At 64.6% G+C, this 21,795-nt stretch carries 25 protein-coding genes; all 25 read left to right on the top strand.

All coding sequences use genetic code 11. The features are described from left to right. Positions 1-3: 3 nt before the first annotated feature. The 25 genes from Q8M85_RS02870 to hypB all read left to right on the top strand — a co-directional run bounded on the left by Q8M85_RS02870 (position 4) and on the right by hypB (position 21,318). Positions 4-1,023 carry a type IV secretion system protein gene (locus Q8M85_RS02870; RefSeq protein WP_305539992.1) on the top strand — a complete coding sequence of 340 codons (1,020 nt, stop codon included), beginning with the start codon at positions 4-6 and terminating at the stop codon, positions 1,021-1,023. 32 nt (positions 1,024-1,055) lie between these two features. Continuing rightward, positions 1,056-1,715 carry a virB8 family protein gene (locus Q8M85_RS02865; RefSeq protein ID WP_305539990.1) on the top strand — a complete coding sequence of 220 codons (660 nt, stop codon included), beginning with the start codon at positions 1,056-1,058 and terminating at the stop codon, positions 1,713-1,715. Further along, positions 1,712-2,461 (top strand): TrbG/VirB9 family P-type conjugative transfer protein, encoded by a 750-nt coding sequence (locus Q8M85_RS02860; protein WP_305539988.1) that lies wholly within the window; start codon positions 1,712-1,714, stop codon positions 2,459-2,461. The genes Q8M85_RS02865 and Q8M85_RS02860 overlap by 4 nt, the downstream gene beginning before the upstream one ends. 1 nt (position 2,462) lies before the next feature. Then, positions 2,463-3,785 carry a TrbI/VirB10 family protein gene (locus Q8M85_RS02855; protein ID WP_305539987.1) on the top strand — a complete coding sequence of 441 codons (1,323 nt, stop codon included), beginning with the start codon at positions 2,463-2,465 and terminating at the stop codon, positions 3,783-3,785. After that, entirely contained in the window at positions 3,785-4,759 is a 975-nt protein-coding gene (virB11, locus tag Q8M85_RS02850; RefSeq protein ID WP_305539984.1) for a P-type DNA transfer ATPase VirB11, read from the top strand. Before Q8M85_RS02855 ends, virB11 begins: the two co-directional genes overlap by 1 nt. Before the next feature lie 353 nt (positions 4,760-5,112). Beyond that, positions 5,113-6,519 carry a sigma-54 dependent transcriptional regulator gene (locus tag Q8M85_RS02845; protein ID WP_305539982.1) on the top strand — a complete coding sequence of 469 codons (1,407 nt, stop codon included), beginning with the start codon at positions 5,113-5,115 and terminating at the stop codon, positions 6,517-6,519. Continuing rightward, the gene (locus Q8M85_RS02840) at positions 6,516-6,734 is read left to right on the top strand and encodes a hypothetical protein (RefSeq protein ID WP_305539980.1); all 219 of its coding nucleotides are present in this window, start codon (positions 6,516-6,518) and stop codon (positions 6,732-6,734) included. Before Q8M85_RS02845 ends, Q8M85_RS02840 begins: the two co-directional genes overlap by 4 nt. A gap of 211 nt (positions 6,735-6,945) precedes the next feature. After that, complete coding sequence (locus tag Q8M85_RS02835) at positions 6,946-7,908, top strand: HupU protein (protein WP_305539978.1); 963 nt, start codon at positions 6,946-6,948, stop codon at positions 7,906-7,908. 22 nt (positions 7,909-7,930) lie between these two features. Further along, entirely contained in the window at positions 7,931-9,538 is a 1,608-nt protein-coding gene (locus tag Q8M85_RS02830) for a nickel-dependent hydrogenase large subunit (RefSeq protein ID WP_305539977.1), read from the top strand. A 64-nt stretch (positions 9,539-9,602) separates the two neighbouring features. Continuing rightward, a complete protein-coding gene (locus Q8M85_RS02825; protein WP_305539975.1) occupies positions 9,603-9,980 on the top strand; it encodes a hypothetical protein in 378 nt (125 codons plus the stop codon). Between the two features lie 10 nt (positions 9,981-9,990). Then, a complete protein-coding gene (locus Q8M85_RS02820; protein WP_305539974.1) occupies positions 9,991-10,302 on the top strand; it encodes a hypothetical protein in 312 nt (103 codons plus the stop codon). After that, positions 10,275-10,775: a hydrogenase maturation protease gene (locus Q8M85_RS02815; protein ID WP_305539971.1), complete on the top strand. Its 501-nt coding sequence runs from the start codon at positions 10,275-10,277 to the stop codon at positions 10,773-10,775. The genes Q8M85_RS02820 and Q8M85_RS02815 overlap by 28 nt, the downstream gene beginning before the upstream one ends. Beyond that, positions 10,772-11,086, top strand: a complete 315-nt coding sequence (locus Q8M85_RS02810; RefSeq protein WP_305539969.1) for a hypothetical protein — start codon at positions 10,772-10,774, stop codon at positions 11,084-11,086. The genes Q8M85_RS02815 and Q8M85_RS02810 overlap by 4 nt, the downstream gene beginning before the upstream one ends. A 101-nt stretch (positions 11,087-11,187) precedes the next feature. After that, positions 11,188-12,189: a hypothetical protein gene (locus Q8M85_RS02805; RefSeq protein WP_305539967.1), complete on the top strand. Its 1,002-nt coding sequence runs from the start codon at positions 11,188-11,190 to the stop codon at positions 12,187-12,189. 26 nt (positions 12,190-12,215) lie between these two features. Next, the gene (locus Q8M85_RS02800; RefSeq protein ID WP_305539964.1) at positions 12,216-12,401 is read left to right on the top strand and encodes a hypothetical protein; all 186 of its coding nucleotides are present in this window, start codon (positions 12,216-12,218) and stop codon (positions 12,399-12,401) included. Between the two features lie 11 nt (positions 12,402-12,412). Then, positions 12,413-12,634, top strand: a complete 222-nt coding sequence (locus tag Q8M85_RS02795) for a hypothetical protein (RefSeq protein ID WP_305539961.1) — start codon at positions 12,413-12,415, stop codon at positions 12,632-12,634. A gap of 4 nt (positions 12,635-12,638) precedes the next feature. Continuing rightward, positions 12,639-13,508 carry a NifU family protein gene (locus tag Q8M85_RS02790; protein WP_305539958.1) on the top strand — a complete coding sequence of 290 codons (870 nt, stop codon included), beginning with the start codon at positions 12,639-12,641 and terminating at the stop codon, positions 13,506-13,508. Next, the gene (locus Q8M85_RS02785; protein WP_305539955.1) at positions 13,505-14,683 is read left to right on the top strand and encodes an NHL repeat-containing protein; all 1,179 of its coding nucleotides are present in this window, start codon (positions 13,505-13,507) and stop codon (positions 14,681-14,683) included. The genes Q8M85_RS02790 and Q8M85_RS02785 overlap by 4 nt, the downstream gene beginning before the upstream one ends. Continuing rightward, on the top strand, positions 14,680-17,022 hold the full coding sequence (gene hypF, locus Q8M85_RS02780; RefSeq protein WP_305539952.1) for a carbamoyltransferase HypF: 2,343 nt from the start codon (positions 14,680-14,682) through the stop codon (positions 17,020-17,022). The genes Q8M85_RS02785 and hypF overlap by 4 nt, the downstream gene beginning before the upstream one ends. Beyond that, a complete protein-coding gene (hypC, locus tag Q8M85_RS02775; protein ID WP_305539949.1) occupies positions 17,013-17,300 on the top strand; it encodes a HypC/HybG/HupF family hydrogenase formation chaperone in 288 nt (95 codons plus the stop codon). The genes hypF and hypC overlap by 10 nt, the downstream gene beginning before the upstream one ends. Continuing rightward, the gene (gene hypD / locus Q8M85_RS02770; protein WP_305539947.1) at positions 17,297-18,436 is read left to right on the top strand and encodes a hydrogenase formation protein HypD; all 1,140 of its coding nucleotides are present in this window, start codon (positions 17,297-17,299) and stop codon (positions 18,434-18,436) included. The genes hypC and hypD overlap by 4 nt, the downstream gene beginning before the upstream one ends. After that, positions 18,433-19,479: a hydrogenase expression/formation protein HypE gene (gene hypE, locus Q8M85_RS02765; protein ID WP_305539944.1), complete on the top strand. Its 1,047-nt coding sequence runs from the start codon at positions 18,433-18,435 to the stop codon at positions 19,477-19,479. The genes hypD and hypE overlap by 4 nt, the downstream gene beginning before the upstream one ends. A gap of 30 nt (positions 19,480-19,509) precedes the next feature. Further along, the gene (locus tag Q8M85_RS02760; protein WP_305539941.1) at positions 19,510-20,097 is read left to right on the top strand and encodes a HupE/UreJ family protein; all 588 of its coding nucleotides are present in this window, start codon (positions 19,510-19,512) and stop codon (positions 20,095-20,097) included. Positions 20,098-20,146: 49 nt separating this feature from the next. Next, positions 20,147-20,389, top strand: coding sequence for a hydrogenase/urease maturation nickel metallochaperone HypA (locus tag Q8M85_RS02755; RefSeq protein WP_305539939.1), 243 nt, complete (start codon positions 20,147-20,149; stop codon positions 20,387-20,389). 44 nt (positions 20,390-20,433) lie between these two features. Continuing rightward, positions 20,434-21,318, top strand: coding sequence for a hydrogenase nickel incorporation protein HypB (gene hypB, locus Q8M85_RS02750; RefSeq protein ID WP_305539936.1), 885 nt, complete (start codon positions 20,434-20,436; stop codon positions 21,316-21,318). Positions 21,319-21,795 lie beyond the last annotated feature (477 nt).

Raw genomic sequence — 21,795 nt, 5'->3', positions numbered from 1 at the left:
TTCATGGCCATCATCGCCGACATCCTGACCCAGGTCGATGCTGCCGCTACCGCGGTTGGCGCCACGGCGTTCGACGCCGTGGCCGCCGAGATCGTACCGGTCTTCCGGGTCGGCTCGGTTCTGGTGGTGGCCCTGGTCGGGATCAACCTGATAGCGCAGGCCGTGCCAATGACCCTGCGCAACGGGCTCGGCCTGATGGTCCGCATCGCGGTTGCCTCGGCCTTCCTGTCGTCCTGGACGAACTTCAATTCGGTCTATGGCGTCCTGACCAATGCCCCCAGCGAGGTCGGGGCCGTCGTCCTCGAGGCCTTCGGCGGTGGATCAGGCAACCTCTATGAGGGGCTCGACTCGCTCTACCTTCAGGCCCTGGATGTCGGGCAGGCGATCAGCCAGAACGGCAGCTATATCACCGGTGCCCTCGCGGGCCTTCTGATGTTCCTCGTGGCTGCGCTGATGGCAACCGTCTCGATCATTGTGATCTCGGCAGCGAAGATCATGATCGGCGTCCTCGTGATCTTCGCGCCGATCGCGATTGCCTGCACGCTCTTCAAAGTGACCGCCCCTCTCTTCGATCGGTGGGTGAACCTCGCCCTCGGCTTTGCTCTCTATCCGATGCTGACCTCGGGCATGGCGGCCTTCACCATCGCGATCGCTCGCGACCTGACACCCGCCTCCTTGGCATCCGTCCAAACCATCGGCGACGTCCTGAGCTTCGTGGTCGTCATGATGCTCGGCACCGGCCTCATGGCCATGGTGCCGACGATCGCGCAGTCTCTCGCGTCAACCGCAACCGGTCTTGGAAGCGTCGCAGCCTCGACCTTCCGCACAGCTGACAGCGCTAAGGGATATGGGCGCACCGGCATCGCGTCCGCGATCGGCGCTGGCCGGGGAGCGGCTGGATTGGATGCCGGTGGCCGCCGTCCATCGGATGCACGCCTGAACGGCAATACCGCCGGACAGGTCGGCCGGTCCGCCGTGCAAACAGCAATGCGGCTCGCCAGCCGGACACCAAACAAGAACTGATGCCCCAGAATTCGAGAAGTGGAGGAACGCCAATGGAGGCGCATGGGTTTGATGTCGATCTCGTTCTGGAGCCACGCCTCTCGGCTCGGCGTGCCTGGATCGTGGCAAGCGCCGCAGGCGGGCTAAGCCTGATCCTTGCAACCGCGCTGGTCCTCGTCCTGCCGTTGCGGGAAACCCAGGTCTTCACCGTCCTCGTTGATCGCCAGACCGGGGACGCAGAAAACATCCTGCAGGTCGCGCCGACCGGGATCGAGGACCAGGAGGCGCTGAAGCAAAGCCTCCTCGTGGCCTATGTCTCCGACCGCGAAGGGTATTTTCTGGCCGGCATTCAGGCCCGGCTTGAGAGCGTGCAGCGCCGCTCGACAGGGGGTGCCGAAGAAAGTCTGCGCCTTCTCTGGTCGAAAGGCGGGGGAAACACGGCCTATCCGCCCGATGTCTATGGGCCCGGTGCGGAAGTCACGGTGACCGTGCGCCGGATCACGTTCCTCGCGCGAGACGTCGCCCAGATCCGTTTCCTGAAAACCCTGCGCAAGACGAAGCAGGAGCCGGTGACGCAGCCCTTTGTCGCGACGGTCGAGTTCGCCTTCGAGCCGAAGACCGAACGCTCCCTCGCCCATGTCTGGGAAAACCCGCTCGGCTTCACCGTCTCGGCCTACCGCGTCGACGCCGAAACCCTGGAGACCAATCCATGACCCGTTCTCTCCTCCTCCCGGGACTTGCCTTCGCCTGCGCCCTCGGCTTCGCGACTGTTACCTCCGCCGAAGTCGCCCCCGCATCGATGGGTGCCGACGCGCGCGTCCGGTCGGTCCTCTACAACCCCGTCGATGTCATCCGGCTCGACACGCATCTCCGCGTGAACACCGCCATCGAACTGGGCGCCGGAGAGCGGATCGACTCGGTCCTTCTCGGCGACAGTGAAGCCTTCGAGGTCGAGGTGCTCTCGAACCGGACCACGGTTTCCGTGAAACCCCTGATCGCCGGGGCCGAGACCAACATGACGATCTATACTGGGCGGCGCACGATCTCGCTGTCGATCAGCGAGGGCAGGTCTCGTAACCCGACCTATCGGCTCGTCCTGCGCTATCCTGAGACGGGCACAAGCCGGACCGCCCGCAGCACGGTGGCCGCAGGTTCGCGCGACATCGGCTATGCCTGGTCGGGCGATGAGACCCTGAAGCCCGTCCATATCTGGAATGATGGGCAAGCGACCTACTTCGCCTTCGCCCCGGGCCTTCGTCCCTCGATCTTCGGCGTCGATGCGACGGGACGCGAAGTGACGCTGAACTCCGGCACGCGCGGCAGCATCGTCCGCGTCTCGGGCCTGCGCTCCGCCTATTCGATCCGGATCGGCGGCCAGGTTCTGTGCATCGAGCGCGTGGACGGCGGCGTGACCACCGATCCGGCCCTGCTCGCCAAGCTTCAGGGATGGGAGTTCTGACATGGCTGATCCCGAGATGACCGATCCGCAGAAGGGCACTGAGCCAGACTACAAGGTCGAGCGACCCACGCCAAAAATGACCCGGCAGCAAAAGCTTGGCATGGGCGCACTGCTAGCCGGGGCGAGCCTTGCCGCGCTCTGGACGGTCTGGCCTTCCAGCCGCGCCATCCCCGATGTGGAAACCTCCGCTGTCGAGGAATTCCAGGAGCAGGGTGGCGGCTCGCCCTTCGGCGCGATTGAGCCGGGACCGGAAGCGAAGCCCTCAGGTGATGGGTTCTCAGACATCGAAGGGGAACTGGCCTCACAGCGCGAAGACCTCGAAGCGCGGAACGCCACACTCCAGTCCGAGGTCGAACGGCTGCAGCGCGAGTTGGGTGATCTTGCCGACAGGGCCGATGCCGAGAAGGACCAGACAGCCAAGGAACTGGCGCTCGCGCTCGAAGAGGCACAGTCCCAGAACCTCGCGCTCATGGAGGACATGCGGCGGCAGTTCGATCAGGAGATCGCCGTTCTGAAGGCAAGCGCCGACACCGCTGGTGCCGTCGATGCCGCGCGGGAAGCAGAATTGGCGGCCAAACGTGCCGAGCGCGCGGCGCAGCTTGCTGCCCGCGTGGCCTCGCCTTCGGTCGTCTTCGACGATGGTCAGAAGGGTGGCGCGGGGGATGCCGGTATGGGGATGCCCGAGGCCGCAGCCGAGGGCCGAGATGCGGCAGGTCGGGATTTCGTGCAGTCAGGGAGGGAAGCCACCGCCACCGAAGTGAGCCAGGTGATCGCCAATCCGTCGAACACCGTACTTCAGGGCACGATGATCGAAGCAACGCTCGAGAATGCGGTCGACTCGAGCCTGCCTGGCCAGATCACAGCGATCGTGACCCGGCCGGTCTGGTCCTTCGATCAGGCCCAGATCCTGATCCCCGCCGGCTCGCGCCTCTTCGGGGACTATTCCTCAGACGTGGCCATCGGCCAAGGTCGCATTCTTGTGGCCTGGACCCGGCTCGTCACCCCGGATGGGCAGTCCGTGCAGATGGAAGCCTTCGGTGGCGATGCCCAAGGTCGTTCCGGCATCACCGGCACGGTAAACACCCGGTTCGGTGCACGGTTCGGGTCGGCTGCGCTCATCTCCCTTCTCGGGGCGGCCCCCGCCGTCGCCGCCGCGAAATACACCGACGAGATCAGTTCCGACATGGCTGAGAGCATGGGCGAGGACCTGAGTGCGGCCATGGGCTCAGCGGTCGAGGCCTATACGAGCCTGCCGCCAATCATCACGGTCGCCCCTGGGGCCGCGATCACGGTCATGGTCGACCGCGATCTGGAAATTTGGTGATGGATGATCGGCCGAGTTTCCTCGGCACCTACCTGACACCGATTGCACCCCTGTTTATGCGAGACGATCTGGTTGAGGTGGCGATCAACCCCGATGGAAAGGTCTGGATCGAGCGGAAGGGCGCGACGCACATGGAGCGGGTCGCGCATCTGTCCATCGATCGGGTCCTGTCTAACAACCTTGGGCAGGCAATAGCTTCTGCCGTTGGCGTGCAGTTCTCCGACAAGAAGCCGACCGTTTCTGGAAAGATCGTCTGGGGCGATGTGGCGATCCGGGCGCAGGTTGTGGCGCCGCCCATCGTGGAAGGCGGGATGGCCATTACTTTTCGGCCATTCAAGGTTTCTGCCGATCAGCTCATCGAGCCGCGCCTCTTACACGGTGGTCTCGTCGATCTCGACGCCAAGCGTCGGAAGAGAGCGGAGGAGGCGATGAAGCTGGCTCAGGCTGGGCAGGTCGTCGAGGCCATGCGTCTTTGCGTCGAAGAGCGCATGAACATCCTGATCTCCGGCGGCACCTCGACCGGCAAGACGACATTCGCTCGGTCTTTGTTATCGATGGTGGATCTTGGGGAGCGAATCCTGACCATCGAGGATTCCTATGAGCTGTTTCCCCGTCAGGAGAACGCCGTGGCACTCAAGGCAGATCGTAGTGCCCAAGGCGAGCGGACACCGGCGCGGCTGCTGGAAGCCTCGCTCCGGATGCGACCTGATCGGATTATCCTAGGCGAGCTGCGGGGGGAGGAAAGCCGGACTTTTCTCGAAGCAATCAACACCGGGCACGGTGGGTCGTTCACGACGATCCATGCCGACACTGCACGGAAAGCCATCGATAGGTTGGCGATCATGGTCATGGCCGCTGGGCTGGGTATGGGGTTTGAAGAGGTGAAGCGGTATTGTGAGGGGAGCGTGGACTTGGTGGTGCAGCTTTCGCGGCAGGGCGGGCGGCGTGGGGTGGCGGAGATATTGTGCCTCTGAGGATCGCGAAGGGCGGAACGTGGAACCGAGCAGGTGCGTCATCGCACCTGCAGCATTCCAGGATAGTAGTCATTCGCGCCGGCGGGTGTGTCTACTCTGAGCAAATGGTCCAGCGGGGCGCGGAACTGCCGTTAGGCAGGATCTGGAACTGCCCGAATGTACACTGACAGCGGTCACCGAATGCAGGCAATGGGATTGCAGTCCAACCGCTTTTTGAGCAACCGACTTGAAAGCGAAGCATGCAGTGTGTAAACCTGATTGGCAAGGCAGTGAAGGTTGAAGCCGCTGACCGACGGAACCCGATCCAATTGAGCATTGTTCAGACTATTCTTCTGAAATCGACGGATCCCGGGGTGATTGCTGCCGTATCGTCGGCGCTGAGCGAGGCTGACGGCTATCGGCTGATCTACTGCGAGGATGACCGCACCGCGATCCGACGGATGGACGAGGTTCTCGTAAACCTGTTCTTGTATGATTGCGGAGACAGCGGACACATCGATGAAAGCGCGCTGATCCATTCGCGCCTTGCGCATACCTCCTGCGCCCGGATCGTGGTCTTCGACCCCACAAGCACGCCGGAGGGGTTCCAGCTTGCCAACCGGACGGCCGCCTACGTGTTTCTGTTCAAGCCTTTGGACCCGGCACAGCTGGGCGTAATGGCTAAACGCGCGCTGGAACAGGCGGAACTGGCTAGGCGGCACCGCATCCTCAGTCGCGAGCTGAAGCTGTCACTGGATGAGGACATCTTTCAGACCACCGCCGACGGATCGGTCCAAGGTGGCTACTCGCAGTTCGAAAGGCTGGTCTTCGTCAGCGCCAAGATGGCCGATCTGGTGGCCGAGGCGAAGATGTCGGCCAGCACCAACATGCCCGTGCTGATCCAGGGCGACACCGGCACCGGCAAGGAACTGCTGGCGCGAGCCATTCACTTCAACTCGGGCAGGCGCAAATCGCCGATGCTGGTCCAGAACTGCGGCGGCATCGCCGAGAACATGCTGCACTCGGAACTCTTCGGCCATGTGCAGGGGGCCTTTCCGGGGGCGATTTCGGACCGGCTGGGCCTGTTCCGGGCGGCGGATGGCGGGACGGTGTTTTTGGATGAGGTGTCCGAAATTTCGCCCCAGTTTCAGGTGGCGCTGTTGCGCTTCCTGCAAGAGGGCGAGGTCAAGCCCCTCGGGTCGGACACGATGCTGCACAGTGATGTGCGGATCATCGCGGCCTCCAACAAGTCGATCGAGAAAATGGTGCAGCAAGGCACCTTCCGCCGCGATCTTTACTACCGGCTGCGCGGGTTTCAGCTGGACGTGCCCGCCCTGGCCGACCGGCCCGAGGATATTCCGGTCCTGACCCGGTTCTTCGTCGAGAAATACGCCGGAGTTGTCGGGCGGCGCGTCCTTGGGGTGACCACCGATGCCCTGAAGCATCTGGAGGCCTATCCCTTCCCGGGCAACGTGCGCGAGCTAGAGACCGAGGTCCAGCGCATGGTCGCGGTGGCCGAACAGGGCGGCTACATCGCCCTGCGCCATTTGTCCGAAAAGATTTCCTCCACGCCGATCAATGACACGGGTTCGGGTGGGTTCGCACCCACGGGCGGCACTTTGAAAGACATGGTCGAAAGCCTTGAGCGCGCTATTGTCTTGCAGGCCTTGGACCGTAGCCACTGGAACCAAAGCAAGGTGGCAACCGACCTTGGGCTGTCCCGGGTCGGATTGGCGAACAAGATCAAGCGGTACGATATCAAACGGGGACGTGGGGGATGAGCGAACAGCCTGAACGATCTGTCGTCGTGCCGTTCCCCGGCCCGCGCCCGGCGAAAGCGCCCGCGAAACCTCGCGACCTTGGCCTGACGGCCCTGTCGAAATCGCTTGGCCCCGTGGCGATCAGCGCCAAGGGCCATTGGTGTGACCGCTGCAACGGCATCTGGTACAGCTATTTCGGCGAGGCGCGTTGTCCGGTCTGCGGCGGTCGCTGCTAAAGTCGCTGCAAAGAAACTTTGCAGGGCCGCACTCGGCATCGTTTTCAGTTTACACTTCGTTGCAGCAATAACCGTTGGCCGACCCCCGAGTTGATTTCCCACAGCCCGCTTCCCCGATTAGCATGTCAGGAAGATCGGCCACTTCAGAGCCGATCACCTTGATCGTGCCGCTGTCGCATCCGGCAAGTGGCGTCATCACCGGGAGGAACGGATGGCTAATCTACTCTGGCTGCAAGGCGGCGCCTGTTCGGGCAACACGATGTCGTTCCTCAATGCCGAGGAACCAAGCGCCTGCGATCTGGTGACCGATTTCGGTATCAACATCCTGTGGCAACCCTCGCTGGGTCTGGAGCTTGGCGACAACGTCAAGACGATCCTGCAGAAGTGCATCTCGGGCGAGATCAAGCTGGATATCTTCGTCTTCGAAGGCACCGTGATCAACGCGCCCAACGGTACGGGGGAATGGAACCGCTTCTGCGGCCGCCCGATGAAGGAGTGGGTCAAAGAGCTTTCGGGCGCTGCGGATTTCGTGGTCGCCATCGGCGATTGCGCGACCTATGGCGGCATCCCGGCAATGGCGCCGAACCCGTCGGAAAGCGTGGGGATGCAGTTCCTGAAGCGCGCCAAGGGCGGGTCGCTGGGTGCCGGGTTCAAGGCGAAATCGGGCCTGCCAGTCATCAACATTCCCGGCTGCCCCGCGCACCCGGACTGGGTCACCCAGATCCTTGTCGCCGTCGCCACGGGCCGTGCGGGCGATCTGACGCTGGACGAGTTTCACCGGCCAAAGACGTTCTTCTCGTCCTTTACTCAGACTGGCTGCACCCGGAACATGCACTTTGCCTACAAGGTCTCGACCACCGCCTTCGGCCAGCGCAAGGGGTGCCTCTTCTATGACCTCGGCTGCAGGGGCCCGATGACGCACAGCCCCTGCAACCGCATCCTGTGGAACCGCCATTCGTCCAAGACGCGCGCCGGGATGCCCTGCCTTGGCTGCACGGAACCGGAGTTCCCCTTCTTCGATCTGAACCCCGGCACGGTGTTCAAGACGCAGACGGTGATGGGCGTGCCCAAGGACATGCCGACGGGCGTCGACAAGGTCGGCTATATCAAGCTGACCGCCGCCGCCAAGGGAATGGCCCCCGCATGGGCCGAAGAAGACATCTTCGTGGTCTGAACCGCGAACAGGGAGCAAATACATGTCAGCAGTTGCAGCAACCGTCGAGACGCTCGACATCTCTCCTGTGGGCCGGGTCGAAGGCGATCTGGACGTGCGGGTGGAAATCGAGGGCGGCAAAGTCACCAACGCCTGGACCCACGCGGAACTGTTCCGCGGGTTCGAGGTGATCCTGAAGGACAAGGACCCGCAGGCGGGTCTTGTCGTCACCCCCCGCGCCTGCGGGATTTGCGGGGCCTCGCACCTGACCTGCGCCGCCTGGGCGCTGGATACGGCCTGGGGCACGACCGTGCCGCGCAACGCCATCCTCGCGCGGAACCTGGGTCAGATCGTGGAGTCGCTGCAATCGCTGCCGCGCCACCACTACGGCCTGTTCATGATCGACTACACCAACGAAAACTATGCCGCGTCGCCCTTCTACGCCGAAGCGGTCAAGCGCTATTCGCCCTTCACCGGCACCTCCTATGAGGCGGGGGTCACCATCTCGGGCCGCCCGGTCGAGATTTACGCGCTTCTGGGGGGGCAATGGCCACATTCGTCCTTCATGGTGCCGGGCGGCGTGATGTGCGCACCGACCCTGACCGACGTGACGCGGGCCTGGTCGATCCTGGAGCATTTCCGCCAGAACTGGATCGAACCCCTGTGGCTCGGCTGCTCGATGGAGCGGTACGAGGAAATCCAGACGCTGGAACAGTTCGAGGCCTGGCTTGAGGAAAGCCCTAAGCACGCCAATTCCGACCTGGGCCTGTTCTGGCGCATGTCCAAGGAGATCGGCCTGCAGCACTATGGCAAGGGCCATGGGCGTTTCGTGACCTGGGGCTACCTGCCGCATGAGGACAAGTACAACAAACCCACCATCGACGGGCGGTCCAGTGCGGTGATCATGAAGTCGGGCACCTATGACGGTGCGACTGATACCTTCGGGCCGATGGAGCATATCTTCACCCGTGAAGACACGACCCACGCCTGGTACGATGAGGGCGCGGCGGTCCATCCGTTCGACCGCACGACGAAGCCCATCGCCAAGAACAAGGTCGATCCGGCAGGCAAGTATTCCTGGGGCACCGCTGTGCGCCATGCGGAATCCGGCGCGCTCGAGGCCGGGCCGCTGGCCCGCCGTCTGATCGCGGGCAACACCACCGGGCAGGCGTTCCAGCATTCTGACGGGCTGGTACTGGACATGTACCGCAAGATGGGCGGCGCCTCGATCATGCTGCGCCATTTCGCGCGGATGCATGAGCTGTGCATCCTCTATCGCGAGGCCGAGCGCATCCTGCGCGAGTTCCGGCTGAACGACGAGTGGTACATCAAACCGACCGAGCGCGACGGCAAGGGCTGGGGAGCGACCGAGGCAATCCGGGGTGCGCTGTGCCACTGGATCGAGGTGAAGAACGGCAAGATTGCCAATTACCAGATCATCGCCCCCACCACCTGGAACGTCGGCCCCCGCTCGGCCGACGGTCAGCGCGGCCCGATCGAAGAGGCCTTGATCGGCACGCCGATCAAGAACAAGCACGATCCCGTCGAGGTCGGTCACGTCTGCCGGTCCTATGACAGTTGCCTCGTCTGCACGGTGCATGCCCATGACGGCCAGACCGGCGAGGAACTGGCGCGCTTCAGGACGGCTTGATCCGGAGAGCGGCGGTCGGGCGACATCCCGACCGCCAAGGGCTGCATCCGGGGAGGGGAAAGCCATGACAGAGGAGGCAAACCGCAGCCTGCGGAACCAGACATTCATCGCGCGCTACGGGGTCACCCCCGCAGAGGCCAGCCATGACATGCTGCTGCAGATGATCGAGGACATGTTCGCCGACGGGCTGGTCACCGAGGTGGAGCCGTTCCCCGAGACCGACAAGGAGTTCTCCAAGCTTCTGGACATCCTGCGCCCGCTGGATGCGAACGAGTTGCGGAAAAAGCTGGTGATTTCCGGCTGGTTGCTGGAGCCTTACGGCCCCGACAAGATGCGTTGCCAGGAATGCATGTATTTCCTCGTGCACAAGCGTTGGTGCGACCTGCCGGAGCTGAACCTGCCCGCCAAGGCGGACTGGTGGTGCCGCCTGTGGCGGATCTGAGGGGGGGAAGATGGACATGGACGCCCTGCGCCAGGAAATTGCCAGCCGCCTTGCAGGGGGCCTGCAGACCGAGGTCTGGCCCCGCGCCGGCAGCAGCGAAGAGGTGAACGCGCTGGTCCGCCGCCTGCAGGAGGAAGCGGGCGATGATCTGGAAAAAAAGCTTGTGATTTCAGGCTTTACCGTTCACACCATCGTGGCCGAAGACATGCCGCAGCCCTGCGAGACCTGCATGTACTACAAGGTTCACGCCCGGTTCTGCGATCTGCCCGAACTGATGCTGCCGGTCGAGCCGGAATGGTCCTGCAGGCTATGGCGGATCTGAAGGGGCCTGACATTGTCGTACTTGGCTGCGGCAATCCGAACCGCAGCGATGATGGGGTGGGGCCACGGGTGATTGCGCTTCTGCGGGACAAGGGTTTGCCGCCTCAGGTGCGGCTCTTTGATGTTGGCACAGACGGCATGACAGCCATGTATCGCGCACGCGGGGCCACCCATCTGGTGGTCGTGGATGCCCGCGTGCCCGGCGGCAATCCCGGCGCGGTGTATGAGGTGCCGGGCGAAGTTTTGGCCGCACCGCCCGCGAAAGGCGCGGGCCTGCACGAATTCCGCTGGGACCATGCGCTTTATGCCGGGCGCCGCATCTATGGAGACGCCTACCCGGCAACGGTGGTCGTCCTGTTGATCGAGGCGGCGACGCTTGACCTTGGCCTGGCGCTGAGCCCCCCGGTCGAGGCTGCGGCGCACAGCGTGGCAGGGCGGGTTCGCGGCCTTATCAATGGCTGGCTGGCGGCATGACGGCGGTCGTGTCGGTACGGGACGGGTCGGTCTACCTGCCCGCGGTGGTGGTCGAGACCTATTTTCGCGGCATCGCTTCGGTGGTGGTGCTGATCCGCGACGGCACTCTGATGATCCTGCCGGTGCATCAGGCAACGGCGGGTGGCTGTCTTCTGAAGCTCCGCAATGCTGCGGGGGACCGCGTGGCGCAAGCGCGGGACGTGTTTCAGGATCAGGGTCTGCTGGGCCTGAACCTGACCGACCTGCCAGCAAACTGGGTATCCGATCAGGGCGCGCTTTGCGCAGAACTGCCGCCAGAATTGCAAACATGATTTTCAGTTGAAAAAGAAAGTAGACAGAACGCGCGGCAAGTGATCTTCTTTCCGCACAAGAAGACGCGACACGCCCGAGTCGCGCGGGGAGGGAGTCCACCATGGCTGCAACCAGCCGCACCAAGCAGCAGGTCGATGCGGCGCTGATCGCTGTCGAGGACGCCGACGCGTCCGACGCCGACAAGGCGCAGATGCTGATGGAAATCGCGATGGGCCTGCAGCAGGCCCCGCGCGAAGCGGCCGACCTGCACGCCGCCGTTGACCTTTACCGCCGCGCCCTGACGCTTGTTCCTGCGGGCGAGGCCCTGGGCGGTGCCCGCATCCGCGCCCGTCTTGCCACCGCGCTGATGGCCGTCCCGGCCGAGGATGAGGGGCCGATGAAGGCCGCGAAGGCGGAAATCACCACCGCCATCGCAACCCTGACCGCCGAAGGGTCCGATGCCGAGATCGCCGAGGCCGAGATGAACCTTGGCCTGATCTGCCAGACCCTCGCCGGATGGGGCATGATGCCGATCCAGCCCGCGATCAGCGCCTATCAGCGGGCTTTGCGGACGTTCGACAGATCGGCCTACCCCAAGGAATTCGCCATCCTGCAGAACAACCTGGCCACCGCCTTCATGTCGATGCCCTTCACAGACGAAAGCGGCAAGCTGCGTGAGGCGTTGGCGGTGCAAGCGTTCGAGGAAGGGCTGAAGGTCGTCACTCTGATCGACCATCCGGTTGAATATGCCATGCTGCAAAACAACCTTGGCAATGCGCTGCAGTATGTCTCGACCGCGCACCGGGTAGAAAACTGCTTGCGCGCGCTGGATGCCTATGACGAGGCGCTGAAGGTCCGCACCCTGCGCGACATGCCCGAGTCCTATGCCAACACCATCGCCAACAAGGCCAATTGCCTAGCGAACCTGCCCGACGATCTGGAAAACCCCGAAGCGGGCAACTCGCGCCATGTGCAAGAGGCGGTGGCCCTTCTGCGTGAGGCGCAGAGGATATTCCAACAGCGCGGAGAGGGCGAGAAGGCCCGTTCCGTGGCCGAAGCGATTGTTGATCTGACCTCGGCCCTGGCGCCGCACAGCGCCTTTGCCTCGCACCAAAGCCATTGACCCAAGACCGGGAAGGAACCCTGCGCGTGACTGTTGTCCTCTCTCTCATCCTTGGCCTTGCGGCTGCCCTTGGTGCCGGAGCCCTGTCGGGCATCCGCATCGGCAAGGACGCCCTCGGCACGGAACTCGCCGCCTATATGGGCGGGCTTTACGGCATCATCTCGGGCAGCGTCGCGGTCGTTCTGACCGTGCTCGTGTTGTCGCTGACGTAAGGGGGGCGCGCATGTTCGGCATGGCAGTGAATTCCGCAAAGCAGTTCTTTGCGGGCAAGCTTTTCAAGGACAACCGGATGGTGATTCGGCAACTGGCCATTGGCACGGGTGCGGGTCTGATCGTTGGGCTGGTCCTGGGTCAGTTTGCGCCAATGTGGCTGGCGGCGATTGCCGCAGGGGCGGTGGCGGGGATCGCGCAGCCGATCCTGCTCAAAGACGTGAAGTACGCCTGAGGCCATGAAAGACGCCTCGCCCCCCGCCGCAGATGCCCCCAGCCTTGACCGGCTCTTGGGTGATCTGCGCGCGCTGGAGGCGCTGGCGGAGCATTGGGATGACGCGGCCCGGATGGGGGCAAAGGCCCAGACCGAAGCACTGGACGCGCTGAACGCCGAGGCTTTTCGCCGCCTGATCCGCAGCCTGAAGTCCCAGCCGGGCTTTGGCGCGGCCCTTGCCGAGGCGGTGCGGGATGAGGTGGTCTATGCCGTCCTGCGCCGCCATGGCATCCTGAAACCCTCGCTTTTCGAACGGGTCGAGGCGGCGCTGGAAACCGTGCGCCCGATGCTGGCGAGCCATGGCGGCAATGCCGAGGTGGCCGCCGTTGAGGGTAACCGCGCCGATATCCGGTTTCTGGGGGCCTGCGATGGCTGCCCGGCCTCGCAGCTGACCTTCTACGCCGGGGTGAAGAAGGCCATTCAGGACGCGGTGCCCGAAATAACGGATGTGCGGCAGGTCAAGGGCCTCGGGGGCGGCGGGGCGGATACGGTGCATTTCACCTCACCTTTCGCCGATACGCTGGGCGGGGCCTGGCACAACGCGCTGGACCTTTCGCGCCTGCCAGATGGGGCGGTGCTCTTTGAAACTGTGGGCGGTGAGGGGGTCATCGTCTCACGCCATGGCGACACGGTCACCTGCTTCCGCAATGCCTGCGCCCATATGGGCCTGGAGATGACAGATGGCGCGCTGGACGGTGGTATCCTGACCTGCCCGTTCCACGGCTTTCGCTATGCGCTGGAAAGCGGCGAGTGCCTGACCGCGCCCGAGGTGCAGTTGCATGCCCATGCGGTGCGGGTGATCGGAAGCCGTGTGCAGATCAGGATCGTGCCATGAAGGTCTCGCTGTCGCATTCCTTTTCGCCGATCAAGGCCGAGGGCACGGTCACACTGGGCGCAGCCCTGCTTGATCCCACGGGCGCGCGGGTGATCCTTGGCACCGACGGCGGGATGCTGGCAGACCCGATCACGCCCGCCGCGCACCGCCTGTTCGGGCCGCGCGGGGTCTGCCTGCACCCCGATGGCTCGCTCTGGGTGGCCGATACCGGCCATCACCGGGTCCTGGGCTGGCGGACGGTGCCAACGGTTGACGACACCCCCGCCGATATCCTGCTGGGCCAGCCCGCCTTTGGCCGTGAGGGGCGCAACGCCAAGGGGCCGGTCACGGCGGCCACGCTGAACGTGCCGACGGGGATCGTCGCCTTTCGCGGTGGCCTTGCCGTGGCCGATCCCTGGAACCACCGTGTTCTGATCTGGCGGCAGTTGCCGACCGGACCAGACTGCCCGGCCGATATCATCCTGGGCCAATCCGCGCCGGATGGTGCCCTGGCCAATCGGGGGGCGGATGCGCCGACCGCCTCGACGCTGCACTGGCCTTATGGCGTGGCCGAGGTCGATGGGCGGCTTGTCGTCTGCGACACCGGCAACCGCCGGGTGCTGGTCTGGGACGACCCGGCAAGGACTGGCCAGCCTGCTGACCTTGTGCTTGGGCAGGACAGTTTCACCTGCCGGGATGAGAATGCGGGGGCCGCCGTCTCCTCCCGCTCGATGCGCTGGCCGCATATGGCGGTGGGCTGGCAGGGCGGGTTGGCGGTGGCCGATGCGGGCAACAACCGGGTGATGGTCTGGACGGCGCTGCCCGTGGCGCATGGCCAGCCCGCCGATGCCGTGCTGGGCCAGGGCGCGATGCAGGATTGCGACCTGAACCGCGCGGCCTATTACCCGTCGTCGCTGGCGATGAACATGCCCTATGCGCTGGCCGTGCTGCAGGGCAGGCTGGTGGTGGGCGACACCGCCAACTCGCGCCTCCTGGGGTTCTCGGATACCGCGATGGGCGCCCATGCCGACCGCCTGACCGGCCAGCCGGATTTCGCCGCCAAGGGCGACAACCGCTGGGGCATGGCGATGCGCGACAGCCTGTGCTGGCCCTACGGGTTGTCGGCACTCGGGGATACGGTTGCAGTGGCCGATAGCGGCAACAACCGCGTGCTGATTTGGGATGCCGCACCATGAGGGGCGCGCAGGTCACCGTGCGGGGGCAGGTGCAGGGCGTGGGCTTTCGCCCCGCCGTCTGGCGGCTGGCGCAGGAAATGGGCCTTGCGGGCGACGTGAAGAATACGGCTGAGGGGGTGGTGATCCGCCTCTGGGGCGACGGCCTTGCCACCTTCCCCGACCGTCTGCACGCGAGCCTTCCCGCCCTCGCCCGGATCGAGGAATTGCGGGTAGAGCCTTTGGAGGCCGAAGCGCCCAAGGGCTTTGACATCGTCGCCTCCGAGGGCGGCGAGATGCGCGGCTCGGTCACCCCCGATGCCGCAACCTGCCCGGATTGCCTGGCCGAGATCCGCAATCCGTTCGAACGGCGCTACCGCTATCCCTTCACCAACTGCACGAACTGCGGCCCGCGCTTTTCCATCGTCACCGCAGCACCCTATGACCGGGCCAAGACGACGATGGCCCCCTTTGACCTGTGCGAGCCCTGCGCGACCGAATACCGCAACCCCGTCGACCGCCGCTTTCACGCCCAGCCTGTGGCTTGCGGCCGCTGCGGGCCGCAGATCTGGATCGAGAAACTGGGGCGGGGGGCGGTGCAGCACGAAGCCTTTTCGATGCTGGACGATATCGACGCGACCGGCGGCATGATCCTGAACGGCCATATCGTGGCGATCCGGGGCCTTGGCGGCGTGCATCTGGCCTGTGATGCGACGAACGCGGCGGCGGTGGCCGAACTGCGCCGCCGCAAGGGCCGCGCGGGCAAGGCCTTCGCCCTCATGGCCCGCGATCTGGGAGTGGTGCGGGAATACTGCGAGGTGTCGGAGGTGGAGGCCGCTGCGCTGAGCGGTCCCGAAGCACCGATCGTCCTTTTGAAATCGCTGCCGAACAGCCTGCCGGGCAGCATCGCGCCGGGGCTGGACCGGTTGGGCGTGATGCTGCCCTACACGCCTTTCTACCACATGATCCTGCGCCGGATCGGGCGGCCCGTGGTGATGACATCGGGCAACCCCTCGGGCCAGCCGCAGTGCATCACCAACGAGGACACGCGCGAAAGGCTGGCCGAGATCGCCGATTTCGCCTGCCTGCATGACCGAGAGATTGCGAACCGCATTGATGACTCGGTCGTCCGCGTCGACCTTGGCCGCCCCCGCCTCTTGCGCCGGGCGCGGGGCTATGCGCCCGCTGGCCTTGCCCTGCCGTCGGGCTTTTCGCGTGACCTGCAAGTGCTGGCGATGGGGTCAGAGGTGAAGAACACCTTCTGCCTTGTGAAGGGGGGCCAGGCGATCCTGTCTCAGCACATGGGCGATCTGGAGGATGCGGCGACCCATGCCGATACCGCCCGCAACCTTGACCTTTACACCCGGCTTTTCGACCACGCTCCCGATATCATTGCGGTGGACCAGCACCCGCAGTACCTCGCCACCCAAGCCGGTTACGCCCGCGCCGAAGGTCGCCCGGTGATCGCGGTCCAGCACCACCACGCCCATATCGCCGCCTGCCTGGCCGAGAATGGCCGCGCGCTGGACGCCCTCCCAGTTCTTGGCATCGCCATGGACGGCACCGGCTTGGGTAATGACGGTACGATCTGGGGCGGCGAGTTCCTCGTCTGCGACTATCGCGGTTACCGGCGGGCAGGCAGTCTGAAGCCCGTCGCCCTCCCGGGTGGGGCGGCTGCGGTGCGAGAGCCGTGGCGCAACGCCTATGCCCACCTCATGGCGCAGATGGGCTGGGCAGAATTCTCGATGAACTTCTGCGGGTTGGAGATTCATCGTCGCCTGTCCCACATCCCCCGCGCGACGCTGGATGGGATGATCACGAAGGGGCAGAACACGCCGCTGTCCACCTCTTGCGGACGCCTCTTCGACGCAGCGGCGGCGATTGCGGGCGTGGCCTGGGGGCCGCAAAGCTATGAGGGTGAGGCGGCGATGCGGTTTGAAGCAGCGATTGACCCCGCCGCGATGAAAGAACCCGAGGACCTCGCCTATCCCTTCTCCACCCCGCTGCTCGGAGGGCGCGGGATGCCTTACATCGAGCCGCTGGCCGTTTGGCGGGCGATGCTGGGCGATCTGATCCTTGAAACCCCGGTGGGCGTGATCGCGGCCAGGTTCCATCGTGGTCTGGCCATGGCCATCGTGCGGATGGCTGAGCGGATCACCAAGGATACCGAGATCGATACCGTCGCCCTGTCGGGCGGTTGTTTCCAGAACGCCACGCTCTTTGCCCTTGTGCATCAGGGGCTTGAGGCATCCGGCAAGCAGGTCCTCAGCCACGGACAAATCCCCGCGAACGATGGCGGGCTGGCTTTGGGTCAGGCTGTCGTCGCCCTCGCCGTCACCGGAAAGGAAACCCCATGTGCCTAGGCATCCCCGGACAGATCGTTGAAATCGCCGACGCGACCCGAAAACTGGCCATCGTCGAGGTGATGGGCGTGCGCCGTCAGGTCAACGTCGCCTGCATCCTGAAGGACGAACCGATTGAAAGTCTGATCGGGGCCTGGTCCTTGATCCACGTCGGCTTTGCCATGAGCCGGATCAACGAAGAAGAGGCCGCGCTGACCCTCGACATCCTGCGTCAGCTTGGCGAGGCGCAGGAAGAGATCGAGGCGATGCGCGCGTCCGAAAGGATGCTCGCATCATGAAATACGCTGACGAATTCCGCGATCCGGTTGCCGCGCGGGGGGTCTTGGCCGCCATTGCGCGCGTCACCGACGAGATCGGTGCGACCAAGGACAAACCCGTCCACATCATGGAAATCTGCGGCGGCCACACCCATGCGATCTTCCGCTATGGCCTTGATAAACTGACGCCGCCCGGCCTCGAATTCATCCACGGCCCCGGCTGCCCGGTCTGTGTCCTGCCGATGAGCCGGATCGACGAATGCGTGGAGATTGCCGAACGCCCCGGCGTCATCATGACGACCTTCGGCGATGCGATGCGCGTGCCGGGGCGGCGGAAATCGCTGATCCAGGCCAAGGCGGACGGCGCTGATGTCCGCATGGTCTATTCGCCGCTGGACGCGCTGGAGCTTGCCCGCCGCCACCCCGACCGTGAGGTGGTGTTCTTCGGCCTTGGGTTCGAGACGACAACGCCCTCGACTGCGCTGACGATCCTGCAGGCGGCGGCGGACAACCAGACGAATTTCTCGATCTTCTGCAACCACATCACCGTGCCGCCGCCGATCAAGGCGCTGCTGGATGACCCGCACATGGTGCTGGATGGCTTTGTCGGCCCCGGCCATGTGTCGATGGTCATCGGCATCCATCCCTATGACTTCATCGCGCGCGACTACGGCAAGCCCATCGTGGTTGCGGGGTTCGAGCCGCTGGACCTGCTGCAATCGGTGCTGATGGTGCTGGAACAGATCCGCGACGGGCGGGCGGAGGTGCAGAACCAGTATGCCCGCGTGGTGCCCGATGACGGCAACCCCGTCAGCATCGCCGCCTGCGCCGAGGTTTACGAGCCGCGCCCCAGCTTCGAATGGCGGGGACTGGGTGAGATTGACGCGAGTGGCCTGCGCATTCGTCCGAAATACGCGGCATTCGATGCCGAAGTGAAGTTCGGCATCGGCTATGGCAAGGGCCCCCGCGCCGTGGCCGAACCCGAAGGCTGCCGCTGCGGTGACGTCATGACCGGCCGGATCAAGCCCCACGCCTGCCCGCAATTCGGCAAGGGCTGCACCCCGGAAATGCCGCTTGGCGCGCTGATGGTCAGCTCTGAAGGGGCCTGCGCCGCCTATTACCAGTACGGCGGCCTCAGGCTGGAGGAGGCGGTATGAACGCCGGCCTTCGCCCTGCTCGCCGCGTGGTGTCCGACCGGGTCACGCTGGCGCATGGCGGCGGCGGCAAGGCGATGCGCGATCTGATCGAGGATGTCTTCACCTCCGTCTTCGCACCCCCCGGAATGGAAGATCAGGCGCGGCTGATGCACCCCTCGGTCCTGGAACCCGGCGCGCAGCTGGCCTTTACCACCGACAGTTTCGTCGTCTCACCCATGGAGTTTCCGGGCGGCGACATCGGCACGATTGCGGTCTGCGGCACGGTCAACGATCTGGCCGTGGGCGGCGCGCGGCCCCTTTGGCTGTCGGCGGCCTTCATCATCGAGGAAGGCGTGCCGATCACCACCCTGCGCCGGATTGCGGCCTCCATGCAAAGGGCGGCAGAGGCGGCAGGGGTCAGGATCGTGACTGGCGATACCAAGGTGGTCGGCAAGGGCTCGGGCGACGGGGTGTTTGTGACGACCTCAGGCGTAGGGGTGATCCCGCCGGGGCGGACCCTGATCGCGTCCTCGGTGCAGCCCGGCGATGTGGCTATCGTGAACGGTGTGCTGGGCGACCATGGCGCGGCGATCCTTGCCGCGCGCGGCGACATGGCCCTGACCACGGATATCCAGTCCGACTGCCAGCCGCTGAACCACCTGATGGAGGCCGTTCTGGCCGCAGCCCCCGCCGTGCGCTGCGCCCGCGATGCCACGCGCGGCGGCCTCGCCTCGGCCCTGAACGAGATCGCCGATGCGGCGGGCGTCGGGATCGAGATCATGGAGGCAGACCTGCCCTTGCGCGCCGAGGTGAAAGGGGTCTGCGAGATCCTGGGCCTTGATCCTCTGTACCTTGCCAACGAAGGCACGCTGGTCCTCTTCACCCCGCCCGAACAGGCCGAGGCCGCACTTGTCGCCATGCGGGCGACCAAGGCTGGGCGCGGGGCCTGCATCATCGGACGCGCCACCACCGCCCATCCGCGCACTGTCGTCATGAAAACCGTTTTCGGCGGCGGACGTATCGTCGACATGCTGGTGGGCGAACAACTGCCCAGAATTTGCTGACCAAATGGAAAACACAGGAGAGGGACGATCATGAAAAAGTTGACCAGCGGCCTTGCCGCCATTCTGGCCTTGCTGCCCGCGGCGGCGATGGCCCATACCGGAACCGGCGCACATATCGACGCGATGCACGGCTTTCTGCACCCGCTGACCGGGCTGGACCATGTGCTTGCGATGGTCGCCGTAGGGGTCTTTGCGGCGCAGCTTGGTGGGCGGTCGCTTTGGGCTGTGCCAGCGGCCTTTGTGCTGGCGATGGTGGCGGGCGGTGCGCTTGGGTACTTCGGAACACCGCTCCCGATGGTCGAGCAGGGGATTGCGCTTTCGGTCATCGTCATGGGCCTTGCCGTGGCTTTCGGGGCGAAACTGCCGGTTGGCCCCGCAATGGCGCTGGTCGCCGTGTTCGCGGTCTTCCACGGCCATGCACATGGCGCTGAAGGAAGCGCTGCCGGGTCGTTCCTTGGCTACGCTGCGGGTTTTGTGGTGGCGACCGCGCTTCTGCATGCGGCTGGGGTCGTGCTTGGCCGGACGCTGGAACGCCTGGGCGGCGGGCTTGCGCTCAACTCGCGCCGACTGGTGGGTGCGGCGGGTGCCGTCGCCGGTGCCGCGATCCTGATGGGCTGACCGCTGTTGGCGGGGCCATCCCCGCCAACCCATCAGAAGGACTGGACCCATGCATGAGCTTGGCATGGCGCGCAGCATCGCTGCCATCGTTGAGGAACACGCGCGCGGCCGCCCGATAAAAGGCGTGCGGGTCGCCATCGGGCCGCGCGCCTGCATCGAACGGGGTGCCCTGGCCTTCTGCTGGGACATCGTGACGGACAAGACCGTGCTGGCGGGGGCGACCTTGGGCTTCATCGACGCCGAGGGCGACACTTTCACCGTGCGGGATTTCGAAATCAGGGAGGAAGCGTGATGTGTGGTGTCTGCGGCTGTGCCGATCCAAAGAGCGAAGTCTCGATGACCAACGTAGATACTGGGGCTACGCAGCTTTCGCGCGCAGCCGGTCAAACTCTGGCCGAGGCCCATGCCTTTGCGCATGCCCATGGCCTGCCGCATGACCATTTGCATGACCACGATCACGAGCATGGTCATGATCATCATCATGCGCATGATCACTCGCATCACGGCCATAGCCACGATCATCCGCATGATCATGTGCTGCAACAGCGCCCGGCCGGAAACCATGTGGCACTCGAAGCTGCAATTCTGGGCAAGAACGATGCCATCGCCGCCCGCAACCGGGGCTGGTTCGAAGGGCGCGGCGTGCTGGCGCTGAACTTCGTTTCCTCCCCAGGTTCGGGCAAGACCGCCCTGCTGGAGGCGACAATCAAGGCGCTGAAAGGTCAGGTCGCGATTTCCGTCATAGAAGGCGACCAGATGACCACCAACGACGCCGACCGCATCCGCGCTGCTGGTGCGCCAGCCATTCAGGTCAACACGGGTGCAGGCTGCCATCTCGAGGCCGACATGGTGGCCGAAGCCGCGCGGGCGTTAAACCCCACACCGGGCTCGCTCCTGTTGATCGAAAACGTCGGCAACCTCGTGTGCCCGGCGATGTTTGATCTGGGCGAGGCAATGAAGATCGCGGTGATCTCGACGACCGAGGGCGAAGACAAGCCGCTGAAATACCCCCACATGTTCCGCGCCGTTGGCATCGTGATCATCAACAAAATGGACCTTGCCCCTCATGTCGGGTTTGACGAGGCCGCCTGTCGCGCCAATATCGCGACTGTGAACCCGAAGGCCGAAATCATCGAGGTTTCCGCTCGGACCGGAGCGAACTTTGGTGCCTGGACAGAGCGGCTCCAGTCCCTTCTGGCAGAGGCGAAAGCACGATTCTGACGAGAGGCTTGGCCGAAGCCAGACCTACGGGTGTGGAACTAAAGGGAGGCCCGAGTGTGGAGTGGCCACTTTGCAGATCATTATGACACAGCTAGTGGTAATCACTAACGGCGGCCAATGGGATGTTGCACCGCAGCGCCACTTTAGCGCTGAATGACCGCTGAGGGCCAGAATTTGCCTGTAGGAGCATACGGTGAAGTTCAGCGACTAAGCATCGGTTAGACCCGAATCGGCACTTTCCGTGTGCGTTTGGCGCTCTCCGTAATTTCCTGAAACACCCGTGCCGCTTCTCCGAAGACCTCGGCGCCCGCAGGTCCAGCGGACGCAGCCAACCCTGACAGCTTCCCGACAGGCGCTAGCCTGCTATCCGCCCCGCTCCCCTGAATAGTTGGCAATGCCTTCCCCTTCCGCGCCCGATCAATCGGCGCAAAGTGCCGATCCTCGTAGTACCGGATGTGCCGCGCCCGGATCGGATAC

The sequence above is a fragment of the Tabrizicola sp. genome, from assembly GCF_030694085.1.
Lineage (GTDB): Bacteria > Pseudomonadota > Alphaproteobacteria > Rhodobacterales > Rhodobacteraceae > Tabrizicola.
The sequence above is the reverse complement of the archived record's forward strand: the minus strand, read 5'-3'. Positions and strand labels throughout refer to the sequence as shown.

Excerpts from the sequence above, each read along its gene's own strand:
- Q8M85_RS02870 (WP_305539992.1), top strand. The coding sequence starts at position 4 with ATGGCCATCATCGCCGACATCCTGACCCAGGTCGATGCTGCCGCTACC.
- Q8M85_RS02865 (WP_305539990.1), top strand. The coding sequence starts at position 1,056 with ATGGAGGCGCATGGGTTTGATGTCGATCTCGTTCTGGAGCCACGCCTC.
- Q8M85_RS02860 (WP_305539988.1), top strand. The coding sequence starts at position 1,712 with ATGACCCGTTCTCTCCTCCTCCCGGGACTTGCCTTCGCCTGCGCCCTC.
- Q8M85_RS02855 (WP_305539987.1), top strand. The coding sequence starts at position 2,463 with ATGGCTGATCCCGAGATGACCGATCCGCAGAAGGGCACTGAGCCAGAC.
- virB11 (WP_305539984.1), top strand. The coding sequence starts at position 3,785 with ATGGATGATCGGCCGAGTTTCCTCGGCACCTACCTGACACCGATTGCA.
- Q8M85_RS02840 (WP_305539980.1), top strand. The coding sequence starts at position 6,516 with ATGAGCGAACAGCCTGAACGATCTGTCGTCGTGCCGTTCCCCGGCCCG.
- Q8M85_RS02835 (WP_305539978.1), top strand. The coding sequence starts at position 6,946 with ATGGCTAATCTACTCTGGCTGCAAGGCGGCGCCTGTTCGGGCAACACG.
- Q8M85_RS02830 (WP_305539977.1), top strand. The coding sequence starts at position 7,931 with ATGTCAGCAGTTGCAGCAACCGTCGAGACGCTCGACATCTCTCCTGTG.
- Q8M85_RS02825 (WP_305539975.1), top strand. The coding sequence starts at position 9,603 with ATGACAGAGGAGGCAAACCGCAGCCTGCGGAACCAGACATTCATCGCG.
- Q8M85_RS02820 (WP_305539974.1), top strand. The coding sequence starts at position 9,991 with ATGGACATGGACGCCCTGCGCCAGGAAATTGCCAGCCGCCTTGCAGGG.
- Q8M85_RS02815 (WP_305539971.1), top strand. The coding sequence starts at position 10,275 with ATGGTCCTGCAGGCTATGGCGGATCTGAAGGGGCCTGACATTGTCGTA.
- Q8M85_RS02810 (WP_305539969.1), top strand. The coding sequence starts at position 10,772 with ATGACGGCGGTCGTGTCGGTACGGGACGGGTCGGTCTACCTGCCCGCG.
- Q8M85_RS02805 (WP_305539967.1), top strand. The coding sequence starts at position 11,188 with ATGGCTGCAACCAGCCGCACCAAGCAGCAGGTCGATGCGGCGCTGATC.
- Q8M85_RS02795 (WP_305539961.1), top strand. The coding sequence starts at position 12,413 with ATGTTCGGCATGGCAGTGAATTCCGCAAAGCAGTTCTTTGCGGGCAAG.
- Q8M85_RS02790 (WP_305539958.1), top strand. The coding sequence starts at position 12,639 with ATGAAAGACGCCTCGCCCCCCGCCGCAGATGCCCCCAGCCTTGACCGG.
- Q8M85_RS02785 (WP_305539955.1), top strand. The coding sequence starts at position 13,505 with ATGAAGGTCTCGCTGTCGCATTCCTTTTCGCCGATCAAGGCCGAGGGC.
- hypF (WP_305539952.1), top strand. The coding sequence starts at position 14,680 with ATGAGGGGCGCGCAGGTCACCGTGCGGGGGCAGGTGCAGGGCGTGGGC.
- hypC (WP_305539949.1), top strand. The coding sequence starts at position 17,013 with ATGTGCCTAGGCATCCCCGGACAGATCGTTGAAATCGCCGACGCGACC.
- hypD (WP_305539947.1), top strand. The coding sequence starts at position 17,297 with ATGAAATACGCTGACGAATTCCGCGATCCGGTTGCCGCGCGGGGGGTC.
- hypE (WP_305539944.1), top strand. The coding sequence starts at position 18,433 with ATGAACGCCGGCCTTCGCCCTGCTCGCCGCGTGGTGTCCGACCGGGTC.
- Q8M85_RS02760 (WP_305539941.1), top strand. The coding sequence starts at position 19,510 with ATGAAAAAGTTGACCAGCGGCCTTGCCGCCATTCTGGCCTTGCTGCCC.
- Q8M85_RS02755 (WP_305539939.1), top strand. The coding sequence starts at position 20,147 with ATGCATGAGCTTGGCATGGCGCGCAGCATCGCTGCCATCGTTGAGGAA.
- hypB (WP_305539936.1), top strand. The coding sequence starts at position 20,434 with ATGACCAACGTAGATACTGGGGCTACGCAGCTTTCGCGCGCAGCCGGT.